Origin of the sequence: Humibacillus xanthopallidus (assembly GCF_006717145.1) — a bacterium.
Lineage (GTDB): Bacteria > Actinomycetota > Actinomycetes > Actinomycetales > Dermatophilaceae > Humibacillus > Humibacillus xanthopallidus.
Genome location: NZ_VFQF01000003.1, coordinates 1,078,569 through 1,094,391, shown reverse-complemented (window position 1 = coordinate 1,094,391; position 15,823 = coordinate 1,078,569). Strand labels below are relative to the sequence as shown.

Sequence of the window (15,823 nt, the reverse complement as noted above, 5' to 3'; positions counted from 1 at the left end):
CGCCCGTCTCAGCGGGCGCGCCGGCGCGAGGCCGGGCGCTTGTCGCTCGGGCGCTGGACCGGCTGGCCGGCCTCCGCTGCCGCGACGGCGAGGCCGACGCCGTGGCCCGCGAGGGCGTCGACGAGGCTGAGGGCCGAGGCCTCGGGTGCGAGCACGTCGACCCGCAGGCCGTGCTCCTGCGCCGTCTTTGCCGTGGCCGGTCCGATGCAGGCGACGACGGTGGCCGGGTGCGGCTTTCCGGCGATGCCGACGAGGTTGCGCACCGTCGAGCTCGAGGTGAAGACGACCGCGTCGTAGTCGCCGCCCTTGATGGCGTCGCGGATCTCGGCCGCCGGGGGCGCGGCGCGCACGGTGCGGTAGGCCGTCACGTCGTCGACCTCCCAGCCCATGTCGCGCAGGCCGGCGACGAGCGTCTCGGTCGCGATGTCGGCACGCGGCAGCAGGACCCGGTTGATCGGGTCGAGCACCTCGTCGAAGGGCGGCCAGTCCTCGAGGAGACCGGCGGCGGACTGCTCGCCGCTCGGCACCAGGTCGGGGTTGATGCCCCACTCACGCAGTGCGGCGGCGGTGACCCCGCCGACGGCCGCGACCTTGAGCCCGGCGAAGGCGCGGGCGTCGAGCCCGAACTCCTCGAAGCGCTCGCGCACCGCCCGCACGGCGTTGACCGACGTGAAGCCGATCCACTCGTAGCGCCCGGTGACGAGGCCCTTGACGGCCTTCTCCATCTGCTGCGGGGTGCGCGGCGGCTCGACGGAGATCGTCGGCACGACGTCGGCCGTGGCGCCGTAGCCCGCGAGGCGGTCGACCATGGGGCCGGCCTGGGCCTGCGTGCGGGGCACGAGGACCTTCCAGCCGAAGAGCGGCTTGGTCTCGAACCAGGAGAACTCGTCACGCAGGTCGACGTTGGGAGACACGACTGCCATCGTCGCACCGAAAGCCTCCTTGCCGCTGAAGAGTCGCTCGACGGCACCGAGCGTCGTCGCCACCGACGACTGGCGCACCGTCGTCGCGCGCTCGCTGAGCGCCACCGGCGACTCCGCCGGACGGCCGGCGGCGAGCAGGCCGGCAAGGCCCGCACGGATCGACTCGGGCGCCCCGACGAGCACGACCGTGTCATCACCGGAGGCGTATGCCGTGTAGTCGAGACCGCGGTCGACGCTGAGCACGTGGAGCGCACCGGTCGCCTTGGACGTGAGGGGCACACCGGCATACGTCGGGCCTGCGGTGACGGCGGAGACACCGGGGACGACGTCGAAGCTGAGGCCGGCCTTGCGACAGGCGCGGACCTCCTCGACGAGGCCGTTGAAGGTGGCGGGGTCGCCGTCCATGAGACGCACGACGAGACCGGAGGGGCCGACGGCCTTGGCGGCCTTGACGAGGAGCTTGGCGCGCACGGCCTGCGTGAGCTCCTGGCCCTGCTCGCCGTGACCGGCGTCGATGATCTCGACGTCGGGGCGTGCGTGGCACCGGACCTCGGCCTCGCTCGTCACGCGGTCGAGGATGACGGCGTCGGCGGCGGCGATGAGGTCGCGGCCGCGAAGCGTCAGCAGTCCGGGGTCACCCGGGCCGGATCCGACGAAGGCGACGCGTGCCGGCGTCGTCGGAGCAGAGGTGGTCGAGGCCGTCGTCTCTGACGGCTGGTGGGTACGAGTCACGAGACATGCTCCGAACGGTGTGGGGCGCGGTCTGGGATCGGGGCGGCGGCCCCGGTGGTGGGCGTGGTGAGGTCGGCGGCGCCGTCCTCGAGGAGGATCTGGGCGAGCCTGGCCCCGAGGGCCTCCGGCTCGGTGTAGCCGCCGACGAGCGAGCGCCGCAGCTCGAGGCTGCCGTCCTCGCTGCCGGCGAAGGCGCGCAGCGAGAGCTCGAGCCCGTCGTCACCCTCGACGACCTCGGCGAGCGCCCCGACGGGGGCGGTGCAACCGGCCTCGAGCGTCGACAGCAGCGAGCGCTCGGCGGTGACGCAGGTGCGGGTGTCGGCGTCGTCGAGCGCGGACACGGCGGCGATGACGTCGGCACGATCGGCGCGGCACTCGACGGCAAGGGCCCCCTGCCCCGGCGCCGGCAGCACCTGGATCGGGTCGATGACCTCGGTGGCCTCGCCGAGGCGGCCGAGCCGGGCGAGGCCGGCGCGGGCGAGCACGACGGCGTCGAGCTCGCCGGAGGTGACGAAGCGGATGCGGGTGTCGACGTTGCCCCGGATCGGCCGGATGTCGAGGCCGAGACCGAGGGCCGCGAGCTGCGAGGCCCGCCGGGGCGAGCCCGTGCCGACGACGGAGCCGACGGGCAGCTCACCGAGGGTGAGGCCGTCGCGTGCGACGAGCACGTCGCGGCTGTCCTCGCGCACCGGGACCGCGGCGAGCACGAGCTCAGGGTCGCGGGCCGTGGGGAGGTCCTTGAGCGAGTGGACGGCGACGTCGATGCGACCCGCGTGCAGCGCCTCGCGGATCGCCGAGACGAAGACACCGGTGCCCCCGATGGTCGTGAGCAGCTCGCCGCTGCGGTCGCCCTCGGTCGTGATCTCGACGAGCTCGACCTCGTGGCCGAGGTCGGTGAGGCGGTCGGCGACCCAGCGCGACTGCGTCGTGGCGAGGGCCGAGCGGCGGGTGCCGAGGCGCAGGGTGGTCACGGGCCCACCCGCTTCGGCGGGGTCGACACGTTGGCGACGTCCTTGGGCTCGAGGTCGAAGAGCTCGCGCAGGGCGGCGGCGTAGTCGTCACCGCTGCCCTCCATGGCGAACTCCTTGACGCGGCGGGTCGGCGTGTGGAGCAGCTTCTCGACGACGCGGTGCACCGCGAGGGCCACCTCGGCGCGGGTCTGCTCGTCGAGGTGTGGCAGGCGCTGGTCGAGGCGCTCCATCTCGGCGGCGACGAGGCTCGCCGCCCGGGCGCGCAGGGCGGCGACGGTCGGCGTCACGGACTTCTCCATGCGCCGCGTCAGGTAGTCGGCCACCTCGGCGGTGACAAGTGCGCCGACCCGGCCCACCTCGGTGCGGTCCGCCCGGCCCTCGAGGAGGCGTCCGAGGTGCTGGAGGTCGACGAGGGTGACACCGGGGGTCGGGCTCGTCCAGGACTCGGCGGGCTCGACGTCGCGAGGCAGGGCGAGGTCGACGACCACCTGGGGACGGCCGTCGCGGAGGCGGGCACTGCGGGCGACGATCTCACCGGTGATGACATGACCGACGGCGCCCGTGCACGTGATGACGAGGTCGCTCTCGGCGACGACGTCGGGCAGCTCGGCCCATGGCCGGGTGTCGCCCTGCGTCGCCTCGGCGAGCCGGGCGGCGCGCTCGGGGGTGCGGTTGGCGATCGTCAGCGAGCCGATGCCGGCCCGGCGGGTCGTGGCTGCGGCGAGCCCGCTCATGCTGCCGGCCCCGATGACGGCGGCGCTGCGCTGCGTGAGGTCGCCGAGCTGCAGGGCGGCCTGCTCGAGGGCGATGTGCACGAGCGAGACGCTGTGCTGGTCGATGTCGGTCTCGGAGTGCGCCCGCTTGCCGACGCGCAGGGCCTGCTGGAAGAGCGCGTTGAGCGACTCGCCCACCTGGCCGTTGGCCTGGGCCGTGGCGAGGGCGTCGCGCATCTGCCCGAGCACCTGGGCCTCGCCGACGGCCATCGAGTCGAGACCGCAGGCGACGGTGAAGGCGTGGGCCACTGCCCCCTCGTCGTGGCGCACGTAGAGGTGGTCGGCGAGCACCTCGGCGCGGTGGGGCAGGTCGTCGGCGGGCGCGGGCGACGGGGGCTCGGAGGAGACGCCGGCGGCGAGCGCGAGCGCCTCGCCGATGGCGGCGACGGCAGGGTGGAAGGCCGGCACCTCGGCATAGACCTCGAGGCGGTTGCACGTCGACAGGACGACGACCTCGGTGGCCGTCGCCGACGAGAGGGCCGCGGTGGCGATGGCTCCGGACCGGTCGGTGTGCTCGGCGAGAGCCTCGAGCACCGCGAGCGGCGCGGTGTGGTGCGACAGGCCGATGACGAGCAGGCTCATGAGACGACCGCCGTTCCGAGGTGCCCTGCCGCGAGGGCCTTGCGCTGCGCGTGGAAGGCGAGGATCTGCAGCTCGGTCGACAGGTCGACCCGGCGCACGTCGACGCCCGCCGGCACCGACAGGACGGCCGGCGCGAAGTTGAGGATCGAGCTGATGCCGGCGCCGACGAGACGGTCGCATACGGCCTGCGCGGCCTGGGCGGGAGTCGCGATGACACCGATGGAGATCGGGTCGACGGCGTGCTTGTCGTCGAGCTCGGCGAGCGGACGGATCGCGATGTCGACGACGCGCTCACCGACGAGGGCCGGGTCGTCGTCGAAGAGCGCGACGATGCGGAATCCCTTGGTGACGAAGCCGGAGTAGGAGGCGAGCGCGTGGCCGAGGTTGCCCATGCCGACGATCGCGACGGGCCAGTCCTCGGTGAGGCCGAGGGCCCGGGAGATCTCGAGGGCGAGCGTCTCGACGTCGTAGCCGACGCCCCGCACGCCGTAGGAGCCGAGGTGGCTGAGGTCCTTGCGCAGCTGGGCCGATCGGACGCCGACGGCAGCAGCGAGCTCTTCGGACGAGACCGACGGGACGCCGTCCTCAGCGAGCCGGGACAGGGTGCGGAGGTACTCGGGGAGCCGCGCGACGGTTGCGTCGGGGATCTCGCGACGCAGTGCGGGGTCGGCGGACACGCTTGCTCACCGGCTCCTCTCGCTGAGGCGTTCTCACGAACGCGGAGCACCTGGGGACCCGATCAGGCTAGACGTTTGTGAAGCCATGCACAAAGTTGACGTGATCCACCTATCACGTCACACGAATAGGCCGTATGCCGGCCGGTCGGCTCAGGCGAGCGCCGCGCGCAGACGCCCCTCGTCGACACGCCAGAAGTCGTGGCGCCGCCCGTCGACGAAGGTCACCGGGATCTGCTCGGCGTAGCGCCGCAGCAGCTCCGGGTCGTCGTCGATCGACCGCTCGAGCCACTGGACGCCGAGCTCCGCCGTGACCCGCGCAATGACCTCGCGGGCGTCGTCGCACAGGTGGCAGCCGGGGCGGCCGAGCAGCACGACGCGGGCAGCGGTGGGCTCGTCAGCACGCATACGCCCACTCTAGGCGGCTGGCGGTCGCGCGCGGCCGGCGCAGCCGCACACCTTCCGGACGTCGACACCTCGGAGACGGTGAGCGAGTGGCCCAGGCAGGCGCCCACAGTCCCGACGCGCGCGGCTGGTCGCGAGGTGCGCGGGCGGCGTCAAGGTGTGCAGCCGGGCAGCCGCACACCTCCGAGACGTCAACACCTCGGAAACGGTATGCGTGTGGCCCCAACAGGTGCCCACAGACCCGACGCGCGCGGCTGGTCGCGAGGCGTGCGGCCGGCCAGGCGCACACCTCCGAGACGTCAACACCTCGGGGACGGTGCGCGCGCGGTCGCGAGGTGTCCGGTGGCGTAAAGGTGCGGGGCTGGCCAGGCGCACACCTTCGGGACGTCACACCTCGAAGACGGTATGCGTGTGGCCCCAGCAGGTGCCCACAGACCCGACGCGCGCGGCTGGTCGCGAGGCGTGCGGGAGGCGCCAAGGTGTGCGGATGGCCAGGCGCACACCTTTGGGACATCCACACCTCGGAGACGGTGTGCGCGCGGCCGCTCGGTATGCGGGCGGCGTCAAGGTGTGTTGCTGGTTGCGAGGTGTGCGAGTCGCGTCACGGTGTGCGGCTGGCCAGGCGCACACCTCCGGGACGTCGACCCCGCGCAGACGGTGTGCGCGCGGCCGCGAGGTGTGTTGCTGGCGGCGACGCGGGCGCGTCAGTCGCCACGTCCGTGGGTATGTCAGGCGGGATGAGCCCGTTCACGGGGTCGGCGCGCCGACGAGTCGCCGCTGCTGAAGCGGCACGTTCCCGGGTGGCGGCCGATCGTCGCTCATCCGATTTGCGTGGAATAGGTGTTGTGTCGGGCGGTTGTGGCCCTGCCGCCGCAGTCGTCGCGTCGCGACCCGTCGGTTGGCTGCCGGGTCTCGACGCCATCTGGGCCGCCATCAGCAGCAGCCCGCCCGGCGACGGCGGCGCGTCTCCTGCTCCCGGCGGCTCGGGACCCGGCCGCGACGCCGTTGACACCGTCGACTCGCGGATCGTCGCCCTCGTCGAGCTCGCCAAGGACGGCGACCGGGAGGCCTTCGGGCAGCTGTACGACGCCTATGTCGACACCGTCCACCGCTACCTCTTCGTCCGCGTCGGGCAGCGAGCCCTCGCCGAGGACCTCACCTCCGAGACCTTCGTGCGCGCCCTGCGCCGCATCGACACGTTCTCCTGGCAGGGCAAGGACATCGCCGCCTGGTTCATCACCATCGCGCGCAACCTCGTTGCCGACCACGTGAAGTCGGCGCGCTTCCGCTTCGAGGTGACGACGGCCGACATGCGCGACGCCGACCGGCACGTCGACGCCCCGGACGAGGAGGTGATGACCCGCCAGCGTGACGAGCAGCTCGTCACGGCGATCAAGGCCCTCCGACCGGAGCAGGCGGAGTGCATCACCCTGCGCTTCCTCCAGGGCCTCACCCTCGCCGAGACGGCCCGGGTGCTCGGACGCTCCGAGGGCGCCGTCAAGCAGCTCCAGCTGCGGGCCACCCGCGCCCTGCGCGTCTCGCTCGAGGGAATGGAGCGGTGAGCGGCGTGACCGCCCACACCTGCACCTCGTTGACAGCGCGGGACGGGTAGGAGGCTGGGCATGCAGCTCGGAGCGAACGCCGACGGCGCGCTGCTCCAGCGTGCCCTCGAGGGCCAGCCGGTGGACGCCCCCGAGATCGCCCCCCTCGTCGCCGTCGTCCGCGAGATCGAGGCCCTCGACAGTTACGGGCTCGCCCCTCGCGCCGACTTCGTGGACGGCCTGCGACAGCGGTTGCTCGAAGAGCCTGCTCTCGGAGCCCTCGGGGCCGCGTCCGCCGGCGCCAGCGGCCTGCCGGACGGCACGCGCGATCGCGGCCCGGCGGTCGTCCGCTTCGGCCGCCGGTCGCGCATCCTCGTCGCGGCCGCAGCGGTGCTGCTCGTGCTCGCCGGGGGTCTGGGTGCCCTGTCTCGCTCCGCGCTGCCCGGCGACCGGCTCTATCCGGTCAAGCAGCTGCTCGACCGCGTCGCCCTCGAGGTCCAGCGCGAGCCCCTCGGCCTCGGCCTGACCCACCTCGCCCAGGCCCGCGAGCACGTGTCCGACACCGAGCAGCTGCTCGTCAGGGCGAAGGACGACGCGGGCGCAGCCGACCGTGACGGTGCCGGCGTGACCAACGGACCCGACCTCGACCCCGGCCTCGACGCGGAGCTCGCCACCGCCCTCGACGCCGCGACACAGTCGTCCACCGACGGCCACACGGTGCTGCTCGACGCCTACCGCACGCTGCGGGAGGCGGAGGCCCTGACCGCCCTCGCCGACTACTACGCCGAGGTCGTCCCCGCCGTCGACGCGCTGCGCGACCAACCGCTCCCCGGGGCTGCCGCGGCGGCGTGGCAGCGCCTCCATGACGTGCTGACCCGCGACCGCGACTCGACCCTGCGCGAGCTCGCGGCGTGCACCGTCTGCGGAGATGCGTCGGCAGGTGCACGCTCCCTGCTCGCCCGCGAGATTCCGACCACCTCGCCCGGCGGCGCCGCACCGTCCGCGACCAGCAGGACCACCGCCGGGTCGGCACAGACGGGAGGGAGCCCCACGAGCACTACCGCCCCCTCGCGGTCGGGAAGTGCCGGCAGTGCCAAGACTTCCGGAGGGTCCGCCGCCGTCTCGTCCCCACCCGCAGGCGGCGTCAGGTTGCCCACCGTCGGCGTCTCGAGCACCGGAGTCTCCGCCGGGGGTGGCGGGGTCACGGTCCCGGGGGCGACGGTCAGCCTGCCCGGCGTCGGCGTCGACACTTCGGGAGCCACCATCGGCGGAGGCGGGGTCACGCTGCCCGGCGCCACGGTCTCGGTGCCGACCGTCACCGTCCCCCTGCCCAACCCCCTGCCCTGACGGCAGGCGCGCGGTCGGCACCCGCGGGCCCGGAGGGGTGCCAGCCGCACGACCTGTCGCGCGGTCGGCACCCCCGGACCGCGCCGGGTGTCAGACGCACGGCCCAACGCGCTCCCCGGACACGCCGGATGGCGCAAAGAGTGGCCACTCGACGGGGCTGGGGCGACCAAGTTTGGCCACTCGACGGGGCTGGGGGGTGTCGGGGTTCGGGTCGGGGTGGCCGACGGCGGCAACGGGGGGCGTATGCCGTCCGGGCAGGACGGCATACCGGCGCGGTGGCCGTGCGGCGGGGTGCGGTGGCGTCAGAGGAAGACGGACTTGCGCTGCATGAGCAGGCTGTAGAGCGTCTGCTGGATGGTCTCGCGCACCTGGTCGGTGAGGTCGAACACGAGCATCGGGTCGTCGGCGGCCTCGGGGCCGAAGCCCGACGTGTCGATGGGCGGGCCGAACTCGATGAGCCACTTGCTCGGCAGCGGCACCATGCCGAGCGGGCCGAGCAGCGGGAAGGTCGGCGTGATCGGCGCGTAGGGCAGGCCGAGCAGCCGCGCGACAGTCGGCATGTTGCCGAGGATCGGATAGATCTCCTCGGCCCCGACGATCGAGACCGGGACGATCGGCACGCCGGCGCGCAGCGCCGCCGACACGAAGCCTCCACGGCCGAAACGCTGGAGCTTGTAGCGCTCGCTGAACGGCTTGCCGACGCCCTTGAACCCCTCCGGCCAGACGCCGACGAGCTCTCCGCCGCGGAGCAGCCGCTCGGCGTCGGTGTTGGCGGCGAGGGTGGAGCCCGACCGCCGGGCCATCGTGCCGACGAACGGCATCTGGAAGACGAGGTCGGCGCCGAGCATGCGCAGGTGACGGTGCTCCGGGTGCTCGTCGTAGACCGCGACCTGCGTCATGAGCGAGTCCATGGCGATGGTGCCCGAGTGGTTGCCGACGACGAGCGCGCCGCCGACCGACGGGATGTTCTCGATGCCGCGCACCTCGACCCGGAACCACTTCTGGTAGAACGGCCGCAGCAGCGGGAGGTGCACGTTGACGGTGTAGTCCTCGTCGAAGCCGAACTCGTCGACGACGTAGTCGCCCGTCAGGCGGCGGCGGAGGTAGGCGAGGGCGTCGGCGACCTGGCGCTCGACCTCCTCGGCGGGCAGTCCCGCGGAGGTGGCGGCTGCCCGCAGCACGTTGACAGCGAGGTCGACGAGCTCGGCCGGGCCGGGGCGGGCCTCGCTGCTGAACTCGGCCGCCTCGAGCACGGCTCCGACGAGCCGCTCGGCGCGCGACTGCAGCCCCGAGGTCAGCGAGTGCTCCCACCCGCCGGCCTCTCCGGCGGGTGAGGCATCGGCGTCGGTGAGGATGTCGCCGAGGATGCCGTCGCCGGGAGTCGTGCTCGCGCCCGCACCACGTGCCGTATGCCGTGCCGCCCGGTCCCCGCCGATGGCGGACCTCGGGGGCCGGGTCGGACGCGCCGGACGGGTGGCGCGAGCCGAGGCGGCCGTGGCCGAGTCGGCCGCAGGAGCGTCGTCGGGCACCGAGGGCACCGCACGCAAGCGGGTGGGCTCGCCCTCGGCCGTGCGGCGAGCGCGCATCGACGCGCGCGTCGGCCGGCGACGCGGTGCGGGAGCGGCCTCGTCGGCGGACTGCGACGCCGATGACAACCCGGATGAGGACGACTCGGGCGACGACCCGGACGACGACTCGGACGAGGACGACTCGGCAGAGGGGTCGCCGACGGCTGTGGTGACCTCGGACCTGGTCGAGCCCGTCGTCTCCGCTGCGACCGGTACAGCCGGTGCGTCGACGACGGGAGCGCCTTCGAGCATCGCGATGCGGCGAGCCGCACTGACCTCGACCGGCTCGCTCGGCACCAGCGGGGTGCCGCTGCGACGGCGGCGCTCCCCCGAGGCCCGGGCGGCACCGGCCGCGAACGCGCCGCGCGCCGGACGGGCGGCGGGCTTCTTCGCCGGCGCTGCGCCCCGGGGCGCGGCCGTGACGTCGGCGGACACAGCCGTGCTCGCCGCGGCTTCCCTCTTCGGTGCGGCAGCCTTCTTCGGACCGGCGCCCTTCACCCCGGAGGCCTTCTTCGGGCTCGTGCCCTTCTTCGCACCGTCGGGTCGCGCAGACTTCTTCTTCGTCGCCTTCGGGGTCGCCGTCTTCGAGGCACTGCCCGAGGCACTGGTCGACACACTGCTCGTCGCGCTGCCCGTCGGCTCGCTCGAGGTCTGGGGCACCGGGGCCGGCTGCGCGGCCCCCGGGGCTGCGGTGGTCTCGTCGCTCACGGCTGGATCCTGTCGAAGACGCGGGCGATGGCAGCCGCAGTGCCCCCGGCGGCATCGGAGACCACGTCACCGACGCCGTCGACACCGGGCACCGCAGGGCGCAGGTGCCGGGCGAAGTCCTCGAAGGCCGAGCGGCTGGTGAACTTCGGTTCGAAGCCGAGGACGGTGCGCATCCGGGTCGTGTCGAGCCCCCGGCCGAACGCGAGGAGCGTCAGCTGGTCGGCGGAGAAGTCGGCCAGGCCGCTGCGCTTGACGATCGCTCCGAGGAGGGAGCCGCTCGACAGCGGCACGGGGAAGACCGGCCGGCGGGCGAGCGCGGTGCACTGCGTCACCGTGACGAAGCCGTCGCCGGCGACGTTGACGATGCCGACCGCGGGGCCCGTCGTGGCGAGGATCATCGCGGCGATGGCGTCGTCCTCGTGGACGAGCTGGAATCGGGCGTCGAAGCCGAGCGGGATGGGCACGATCGGCAGCGAGAAGTAGTCGGTGATCGAGGTGTGGATCGTCGGCCCGACGACGTTGGCCAGGCGCAGCATCGTGATCTCGACGTCGGGACGGCGGCGCGAGAAGCCGCGCACGTAGCCCTCGACCTCGACGGAGTCCTTGCCGAAGCCGGTGCGGGGCAGGCTCTTGGGGCTCATGTCCTCGCTGAACATCGCGGGGTCCTTGGGCGAGGACCCGTAGACCGCTGCGGAGCTCTTGACGACGAGGCGAGAGACCGACTCGGACTTCTGGCACGCGGCGAGCAGCTGCATCGTGCCGATGACGTTGATCTCCTTCTGCGTCACCCGCCCGCCCATGTCCTTGGGGGTCGCGATGACGTTCATGTGCACGACCGTGTCGACCCCGGCCTGGCTCATGATGCGCCCGATCATCGGGTTGCGGATGTCGGCCCGCACGAACTCGGCCCGCCCGATGGAGTGCCGGGGAGGCACGACGTCGACACCCAGGATGCGCTCGATGGACGGGTCGTGCGACAGGCGCCGGGCATAGAGGCCGCCGAGGTAACGGGACACGCCCGTGACCAGCACGACGTTGGCCATACGGCTCCTCCTGTCGCCCGGCGGTCGGACTCTCTGGGCCGGGCGGCAGTGGTGCTCCGCCCGTGCACGGCCAGCCTACAGACGCCACCGGACATCCGTGGTCACGGGCTCACGTGAGGCGCCACACGGCATACCCCCGGCAACGCGAACGACCCCCACCGGGAGGTGAGGGTCGTGTGCGTTCGAGCGCGTCTCCGCGCTCAGGTCACTTCTTGTTGCGACGCTGGTGACGCGTCTTGCGCAGCAGCTTGCGATGCTTCTTCTTCGCCATCCGCTTGCGGCGCTTCTTGATGACAGAGCCCATTGTTCGTCCTTGTCGTGAGACGGGTGTGTGAACGTGCGATGTGCCGGCGGTGCCGACAAACCGTCGCTAGACAGGAACGCCGAACTTCACGAGCCGAACTGGACCCACAGCGTAGCGCGTGCCGGGCCGAGAGCCCAAAAGAACGGGAGCCGCACTGCCCGGGAACGCCCGAGGGGGCGGCTCGGACGTTGGGTCCGGGCCGCCCCCTCGGGTGCGATGCGACGCTTTTCACGCGGTGTCGATGTAGGCCGTCTGCAGGTACGTGTGCACCGCGTCCTCCGGAACCCGGAAGGAACGCCCGACGCGGACGGCGGGGAGGTCCCCACCGTGGACGAGCCGGTAGACGGTCATCTTCGACACGCGCATGATCGAGGCGACCTCGGCGACGGTCAGGAACCGCACCTCGGCGAGCTGACGCTCATTCGACATGTGAAACCCCGATCTTCTGGTGGATGCACCCGCGCGTCGCCGGCTTCCCCTCCGGCGAAACGTCACGCAGGTACAAGAAGCAACATTAGGTGCTGCTGTGACTGGAGGGGAAGTGTCGAGATCGACTTCTTCGGCAAACGCAAGGAGGCGCGCCGAGCGGCGACCTCTCGATGCGAGGCCGCTGAGCCGTCCGGCCGCGGTCCGGAGCTAGGGCGTGAGGCGGTGCAGGTCCCTCGGGAACAGCGTCACCTCGCGGACGTTCTCGGCGCGGGTCAGCCGCGCGACCCACCTTTCCAGACCGATCGCGAAGCCGCCATGCGGAGGCATGCCGTGCGCGAAGGCGTCGAGGTAGCCGCCGAGCAGCGCCGGGTCGGTGCCGGTGCGCTCGAGCGCCGCCGTGTAGTCCGACGGCCGGTGCAGGCGCTGCCCTCCGGTCGTCAGCTCCAGCCCCCGGAACAGCAGATCGAAGCTGTTGCTCCACCGCTCGTCGCCCGGCTGTGGGTGCGTGTAGAACGGCCGCTTGCCCATCGGGTAGCCCTCCACCGCAAGGAAGTCCGAGCCGTATGCCGTCTTGGCCCACTCGCTGAGCGCGCGCTCGTGCGCGGGGCTGAGGTCGGGCTCGTCGGGGTCCGCACCGACGCGGGCGAGGGCGTCGCTGAAGTGGATGACGGGGAACTCGGCGGGCACCTCCGGCAGCTCGACGCCCAGGAGCGCAGCGGCGTCGGGGGCATACCGGCGGATGGCGTCGACCATGCCGGCGATCGCGGCGCGCAGGACGACGAGCACGTCGCGGTGGTCGCGGATGAAGCCGAGCTCGGCGTCGAGCGAGGTGTACTGCGCGAGGTGGCGCACCGTGTCGTGCGGCTCGGCGCGGAAGACCGGACCGACCTCGAAGACGCGCTCGAAGACCCCGACGAGCATCTGCTTGTAGAGCTGCGGGCTCTGCGCGAGGTAGGCGGTCTCACCGAAGTAGTCGACGGTGAAGACGTTGGCGCCGGACTCCGTGGCCGTGCCGACGAGCTTCGGCGTCGCGATCTCCGTGAAGTCGAGCGCCCCGAGGGCAGAACGGAACCCGGCCATCGACGCGCTCGCCAGCTGCCACGCCGCCCGGTGGCGAGGGTGGCGCAGGGTGACCGCCGCGTGGTCCAGGTGCGTCGGGAGCCCGGCTCCGAAGGTCGGGCGCCAGAGCTCCGTCGGCGGCGCCAGGGCCGGCTCGGTAAGCGCGGTGATCGTCGGCGCCATGAGCTCGGCGCCGCCCGGGGCGGAGTCGTTGGTCGAGACAGTCCCGGTCACCTCGACGACGGTCTCCTCCGGGAGCCCGTGCAGCTGCTCGATCGTCGCCGGGTCCTTGACGACGACCTGGGCGAGGCCCGTGCGGTCGCGCAGCACGAGGAAGGTCACGCTCGCGAGGACGCGGCGTCGGTGGATCCAGCCGGCGAGCGTTGCCGGCTCGCCGGCTCGCAGGCTCGCGAGGTCGCGAGCGAGCACGCGCGGCGCAAGGGTCGTGGGTTGGGTGGGTTGCATTCCGTTCACCTCCGTGGGGTCGTGCCCCGGAGGTGTGGGCGATGGGGAATGTCGCTGTGCCACCACACCTTCGCCGTCCGCAAACCGCGGTCGGCCTCTGGTCGTGCTCGGCTCAGGATCGTCAGGCCCGTCATCGCCGTGCGAACATGCTAGGTCCGCGGGACCCGTTGGACCAACCGGATTGCTCAGGACCTCGTGGTCCGGCCGGGGCGCCGGCGTCGCCTGGACGAAGCGCAGCGAGCGAGGAACGAGCGAGCGAAGCGGAGGAAGGCGACGTCAAGAGGGCGCCACGGCACGCGCGCAGCAAAGCGAAGCGCAGAGAACTCAGTCGAAGTGGACGTCGAGGCCGTGGAGGGGGAAGACGGCGCTGCGGGTCGCCATGATCGCGCGGTCGATCTCGCTCGCCGGGTCGTAGCCCATCTCCCAGGAGCGCCACCAGAGCGGACCGTCCTCGGTCGTGAGGTCACCCATCCGGCGCGGCCCGGGGCGCCCGGTCACCTGCTCGACATGGTCGCGCCAGTCCTGCGGCACGTCGGCGGAGGTCTTGACGGGTACGTGGGCGGCGATGGCGGTCAGGTGGGTCCACGTGCGCGGCACGACGTCGACGACCTCGTAGCCGCCGCCGCCGAGCGCGACCCAGCGCCCGCCGCATACGTCGTGGGCGAGCCGGTGCATCGCCTCGGCCGCTGCGCGCTGGGCGTCGACCGACACGGCGAAGTGGGCGAGCGGGTCCTCGACGTGGGTGTCGCAGCCGTGCTGGGTGACGAGCACGTCGGGCTTGAAGGAGCGCACGAGCGCCGGCACCGTCGCGTGGATGGCCCGCAGCCAGCCGGCGTCGGGCAGGCCCGGCGGCAGTGACACGTTGACCGCGTCTCCCTCCGCGTCGGGTCCGCCGATGTCGGTCGGCCACCCCGTGCCGGGGAAGAGCGCGCGCCCGCTCTCGTGCACCGAGATCGTCAGCACCCGCGGGTCGTCCCAGAAGATGCGCTCGACGCCGTCACCGTGGTGGACGTCGAGGTCGACGTACGCCACCCGCTTCGCGCCGTTGGCGAGCAGCCACCGGATGCCGACCGCCGCGTCGTTGTAGACGCAGAAGCCGCTGGCCGCCCCGGGCATGGCGTGGTGCAGGCCACCGCAGAAGTTGACCGCGTGCTCCGCCTCCCCCGTCCACACCGCCTGGCAGCTCTCGAGGGTGCCCGTGACGACGCGCGCGCTCGCGTCGTGCATGCCGAGGAAGGCCGGGTCGTCCTCCGTGCCGAGGCCGTATGCCGGGTCGGCGCTCCCCGGGTCGACCGACGCCGCGCGGACGGCCGCGACGTAGTCCGCGTTGTGCACCGTCTCGAGGACCTCGTCGCTCGCCACCTCGGCTCCGACGACCTCGACCCCGGGCGCGTCGAGCACTCCGAGGGCCTCACACAGGCGGGCGGTGAGATCGAGCCGGATGGGCGCCATAGGGTGCATCGGGCCGAAGTCGTACCTCGTGAACTCGGTGTCCCAGACGACCCTGGCCTGACTTGGCATGATTGAGACGCTATCGCGGACGCACCGCAGACGACGGAGGTTATGACCCATGGCACGCAACCGGCTCTTCGACGATGACGTCATCGTCATCGGGATGGGGCGGTTCGGCTCGGCCGTGGCGCTCGAGCTCACCCGCCTCGGTCACCGGGTCATCGCCGTCGAGCGCAACAACCAGCTCGCCGAGAGCTTCGTCAACAAGGTGGCCAAGGTCGTGCACGCCGACATGGCGCAGGCGAGCGCCCTCGAGATGATCAGGAGCGCGGAGCCGAAGATCGCCGTCGTCGGCATCGGCAGCTCGGTCGAGTCCTCGGTGCTGGCCGCGGCCAACCTCGTCGACGCCGGGGTGCCGTCGATCTGGGCCAAGGCCCTCTCGCCGGAGCACAAGCGCATCCTCGACCGCATCGGGGTCCACCACGTCATCTCGCCCGAGGCCGACTCCGGTCGACGAGTGGCGCACCTCGTCAACGGCAAGCTGCTCGACTACATCGAGTTCGACGACGGCTTCGCCATCGTCAAGGTCAGGCCGCCGAGCGAGACGATCGGCTTCACGCTCGAGCAGAGCCAGGTGCGCAGGAAGTACGGCGTCACGATCGTCGGCGTCAAGGCGCCGGGCGAGGACTTCACGTATGCCGTGCCGCAGACGAAGATCTCGGCGCACCACATGCTCATCGTCAGTGGGCCGACCGAGCTCATCGAGCGTTTCGCCGCCCGCCCCTGACGGAGCGGCCCCACCCAATCGAAAGAGCAGTTCGTCGCCCTCGAGCGCGCCCGCGCGGCC

General features: G+C 72.6%; 14 protein-coding genes. 3 read left to right on the top strand and 11 right to left on the bottom strand.

Annotated elements, in window-relative coordinates:
* Window positions 1-8: 8 nt before the first annotated feature.
* From FHX52_RS23020 to FHX52_RS23000, 5 genes are all read right to left on the bottom strand, one after another.
* Window positions 9-1,655 carry a bifunctional uroporphyrinogen-III C-methyltransferase/uroporphyrinogen-III synthase gene (locus tag FHX52_RS23020; protein WP_141824639.1) on the bottom strand — a complete coding sequence of 549 codons (1,647 nt, stop codon included), beginning with the start codon at window positions 1,653-1,655 and terminating at the stop codon, window positions 9-11.
* Window positions 1,652-2,626, bottom strand: coding sequence for a hydroxymethylbilane synthase (gene hemC / locus FHX52_RS23015; protein ID WP_141824638.1), 975 nt, complete (start codon window positions 2,624-2,626; stop codon window positions 1,652-1,654). Before hemC ends, FHX52_RS23020 begins: the two co-directional genes overlap by 4 nt.
* Entirely contained in the window at window positions 2,623-3,981 is a 1,359-nt protein-coding gene (locus tag FHX52_RS23010; protein ID WP_141824637.1) for a glutamyl-tRNA reductase, read from the bottom strand. Before FHX52_RS23010 ends, hemC begins: the two co-directional genes overlap by 4 nt.
* On the bottom strand, window positions 3,978-4,658 hold the full coding sequence (locus tag FHX52_RS23005; RefSeq protein WP_141824636.1) for a redox-sensing transcriptional repressor Rex: 681 nt from the start codon (window positions 4,656-4,658) through the stop codon (window positions 3,978-3,980). Before FHX52_RS23005 ends, FHX52_RS23010 begins: the two co-directional genes overlap by 4 nt.
* Window positions 4,659-4,808: 150 nt before the next feature.
* The gene (locus FHX52_RS23000) at window positions 4,809-5,063 is read right to left on the bottom strand and encodes a glutaredoxin family protein (RefSeq protein WP_141824635.1); all 255 of its coding nucleotides are present in this window, start codon (window positions 5,061-5,063) and stop codon (window positions 4,809-4,811) included.
* A gap of 842 nt (window positions 5,064-5,905) precedes the next feature.
* Here FHX52_RS23000 and FHX52_RS22995 point away from each other — a divergent pair.
* Complete coding sequence (locus FHX52_RS22995; protein ID WP_246070350.1) at window positions 5,906-6,622, top strand: RNA polymerase sigma factor; 717 nt, start codon at window positions 5,906-5,908, stop codon at window positions 6,620-6,622.
* Window positions 6,623-6,682: 60 nt separating this feature from the next.
* Window positions 6,683-7,948, top strand: a complete 1,266-nt coding sequence (locus FHX52_RS22990; RefSeq protein ID WP_141824633.1) for a hypothetical protein — start codon at window positions 6,683-6,685, stop codon at window positions 7,946-7,948.
* A 302-nt stretch (window positions 7,949-8,250) separates the two neighbouring features.
* On the opposite strand, the gene FHX52_RS22985 is transcribed toward FHX52_RS22990, so the two are convergent.
* The 6 genes from FHX52_RS22985 to FHX52_RS22960 all read right to left on the bottom strand — a co-directional run bounded on the left by FHX52_RS22985 (window position 8,251) and on the right by FHX52_RS22960 (window position 15,045).
* A complete protein-coding gene (locus FHX52_RS22985; RefSeq protein WP_246070349.1) occupies window positions 8,251-10,224 on the bottom strand; it encodes a lysophospholipid acyltransferase family protein in 1,974 nt (657 codons plus the stop codon).
* The gene (locus tag FHX52_RS22980) at window positions 10,221-11,267 is read right to left on the bottom strand and encodes an NAD-dependent epimerase/dehydratase family protein (RefSeq protein ID WP_141824632.1); all 1,047 of its coding nucleotides are present in this window, start codon (window positions 11,265-11,267) and stop codon (window positions 10,221-10,223) included. Before FHX52_RS22980 ends, FHX52_RS22985 begins: the two co-directional genes overlap by 4 nt.
* A 205-nt stretch (window positions 11,268-11,472) precedes the next feature.
* Window positions 11,473-11,571: a 30S ribosomal protein bS22 gene (locus tag FHX52_RS22975; protein WP_003792170.1), complete on the bottom strand. Its 99-nt coding sequence runs from the start codon at window positions 11,569-11,571 to the stop codon at window positions 11,473-11,475.
* A gap of 228 nt (window positions 11,572-11,799) precedes the next feature.
* The gene (locus tag FHX52_RS22970; protein WP_141824631.1) at window positions 11,800-12,000 is read right to left on the bottom strand and encodes a helix-turn-helix domain-containing protein; all 201 of its coding nucleotides are present in this window, start codon (window positions 11,998-12,000) and stop codon (window positions 11,800-11,802) included.
* A 207-nt stretch (window positions 12,001-12,207) separates the two neighbouring features.
* On the bottom strand, window positions 12,208-13,524 hold the full coding sequence (aspS, locus tag FHX52_RS22965; RefSeq protein ID WP_141824630.1) for an aspartate--tRNA(Asn) ligase: 1,317 nt from the start codon (window positions 13,522-13,524) through the stop codon (window positions 12,208-12,210).
* A 324-nt stretch (window positions 13,525-13,848) separates the two neighbouring features.
* A complete protein-coding gene (locus tag FHX52_RS22960) occupies window positions 13,849-15,045 on the bottom strand; it encodes an acetoin utilization protein AcuC (RefSeq protein ID WP_141824629.1) in 1,197 nt (398 codons plus the stop codon).
* Between the two features lie 49 nt (window positions 15,046-15,094).
* Between FHX52_RS22960 and FHX52_RS22955 the strand changes: the two genes are divergently transcribed.
* Window positions 15,095-15,763: a potassium channel family protein gene (locus FHX52_RS22955; RefSeq protein WP_141824628.1), complete on the top strand. Its 669-nt coding sequence runs from the start codon at window positions 15,095-15,097 to the stop codon at window positions 15,761-15,763.
* Window positions 15,764-15,823: the final 60 nt, after the last annotated feature.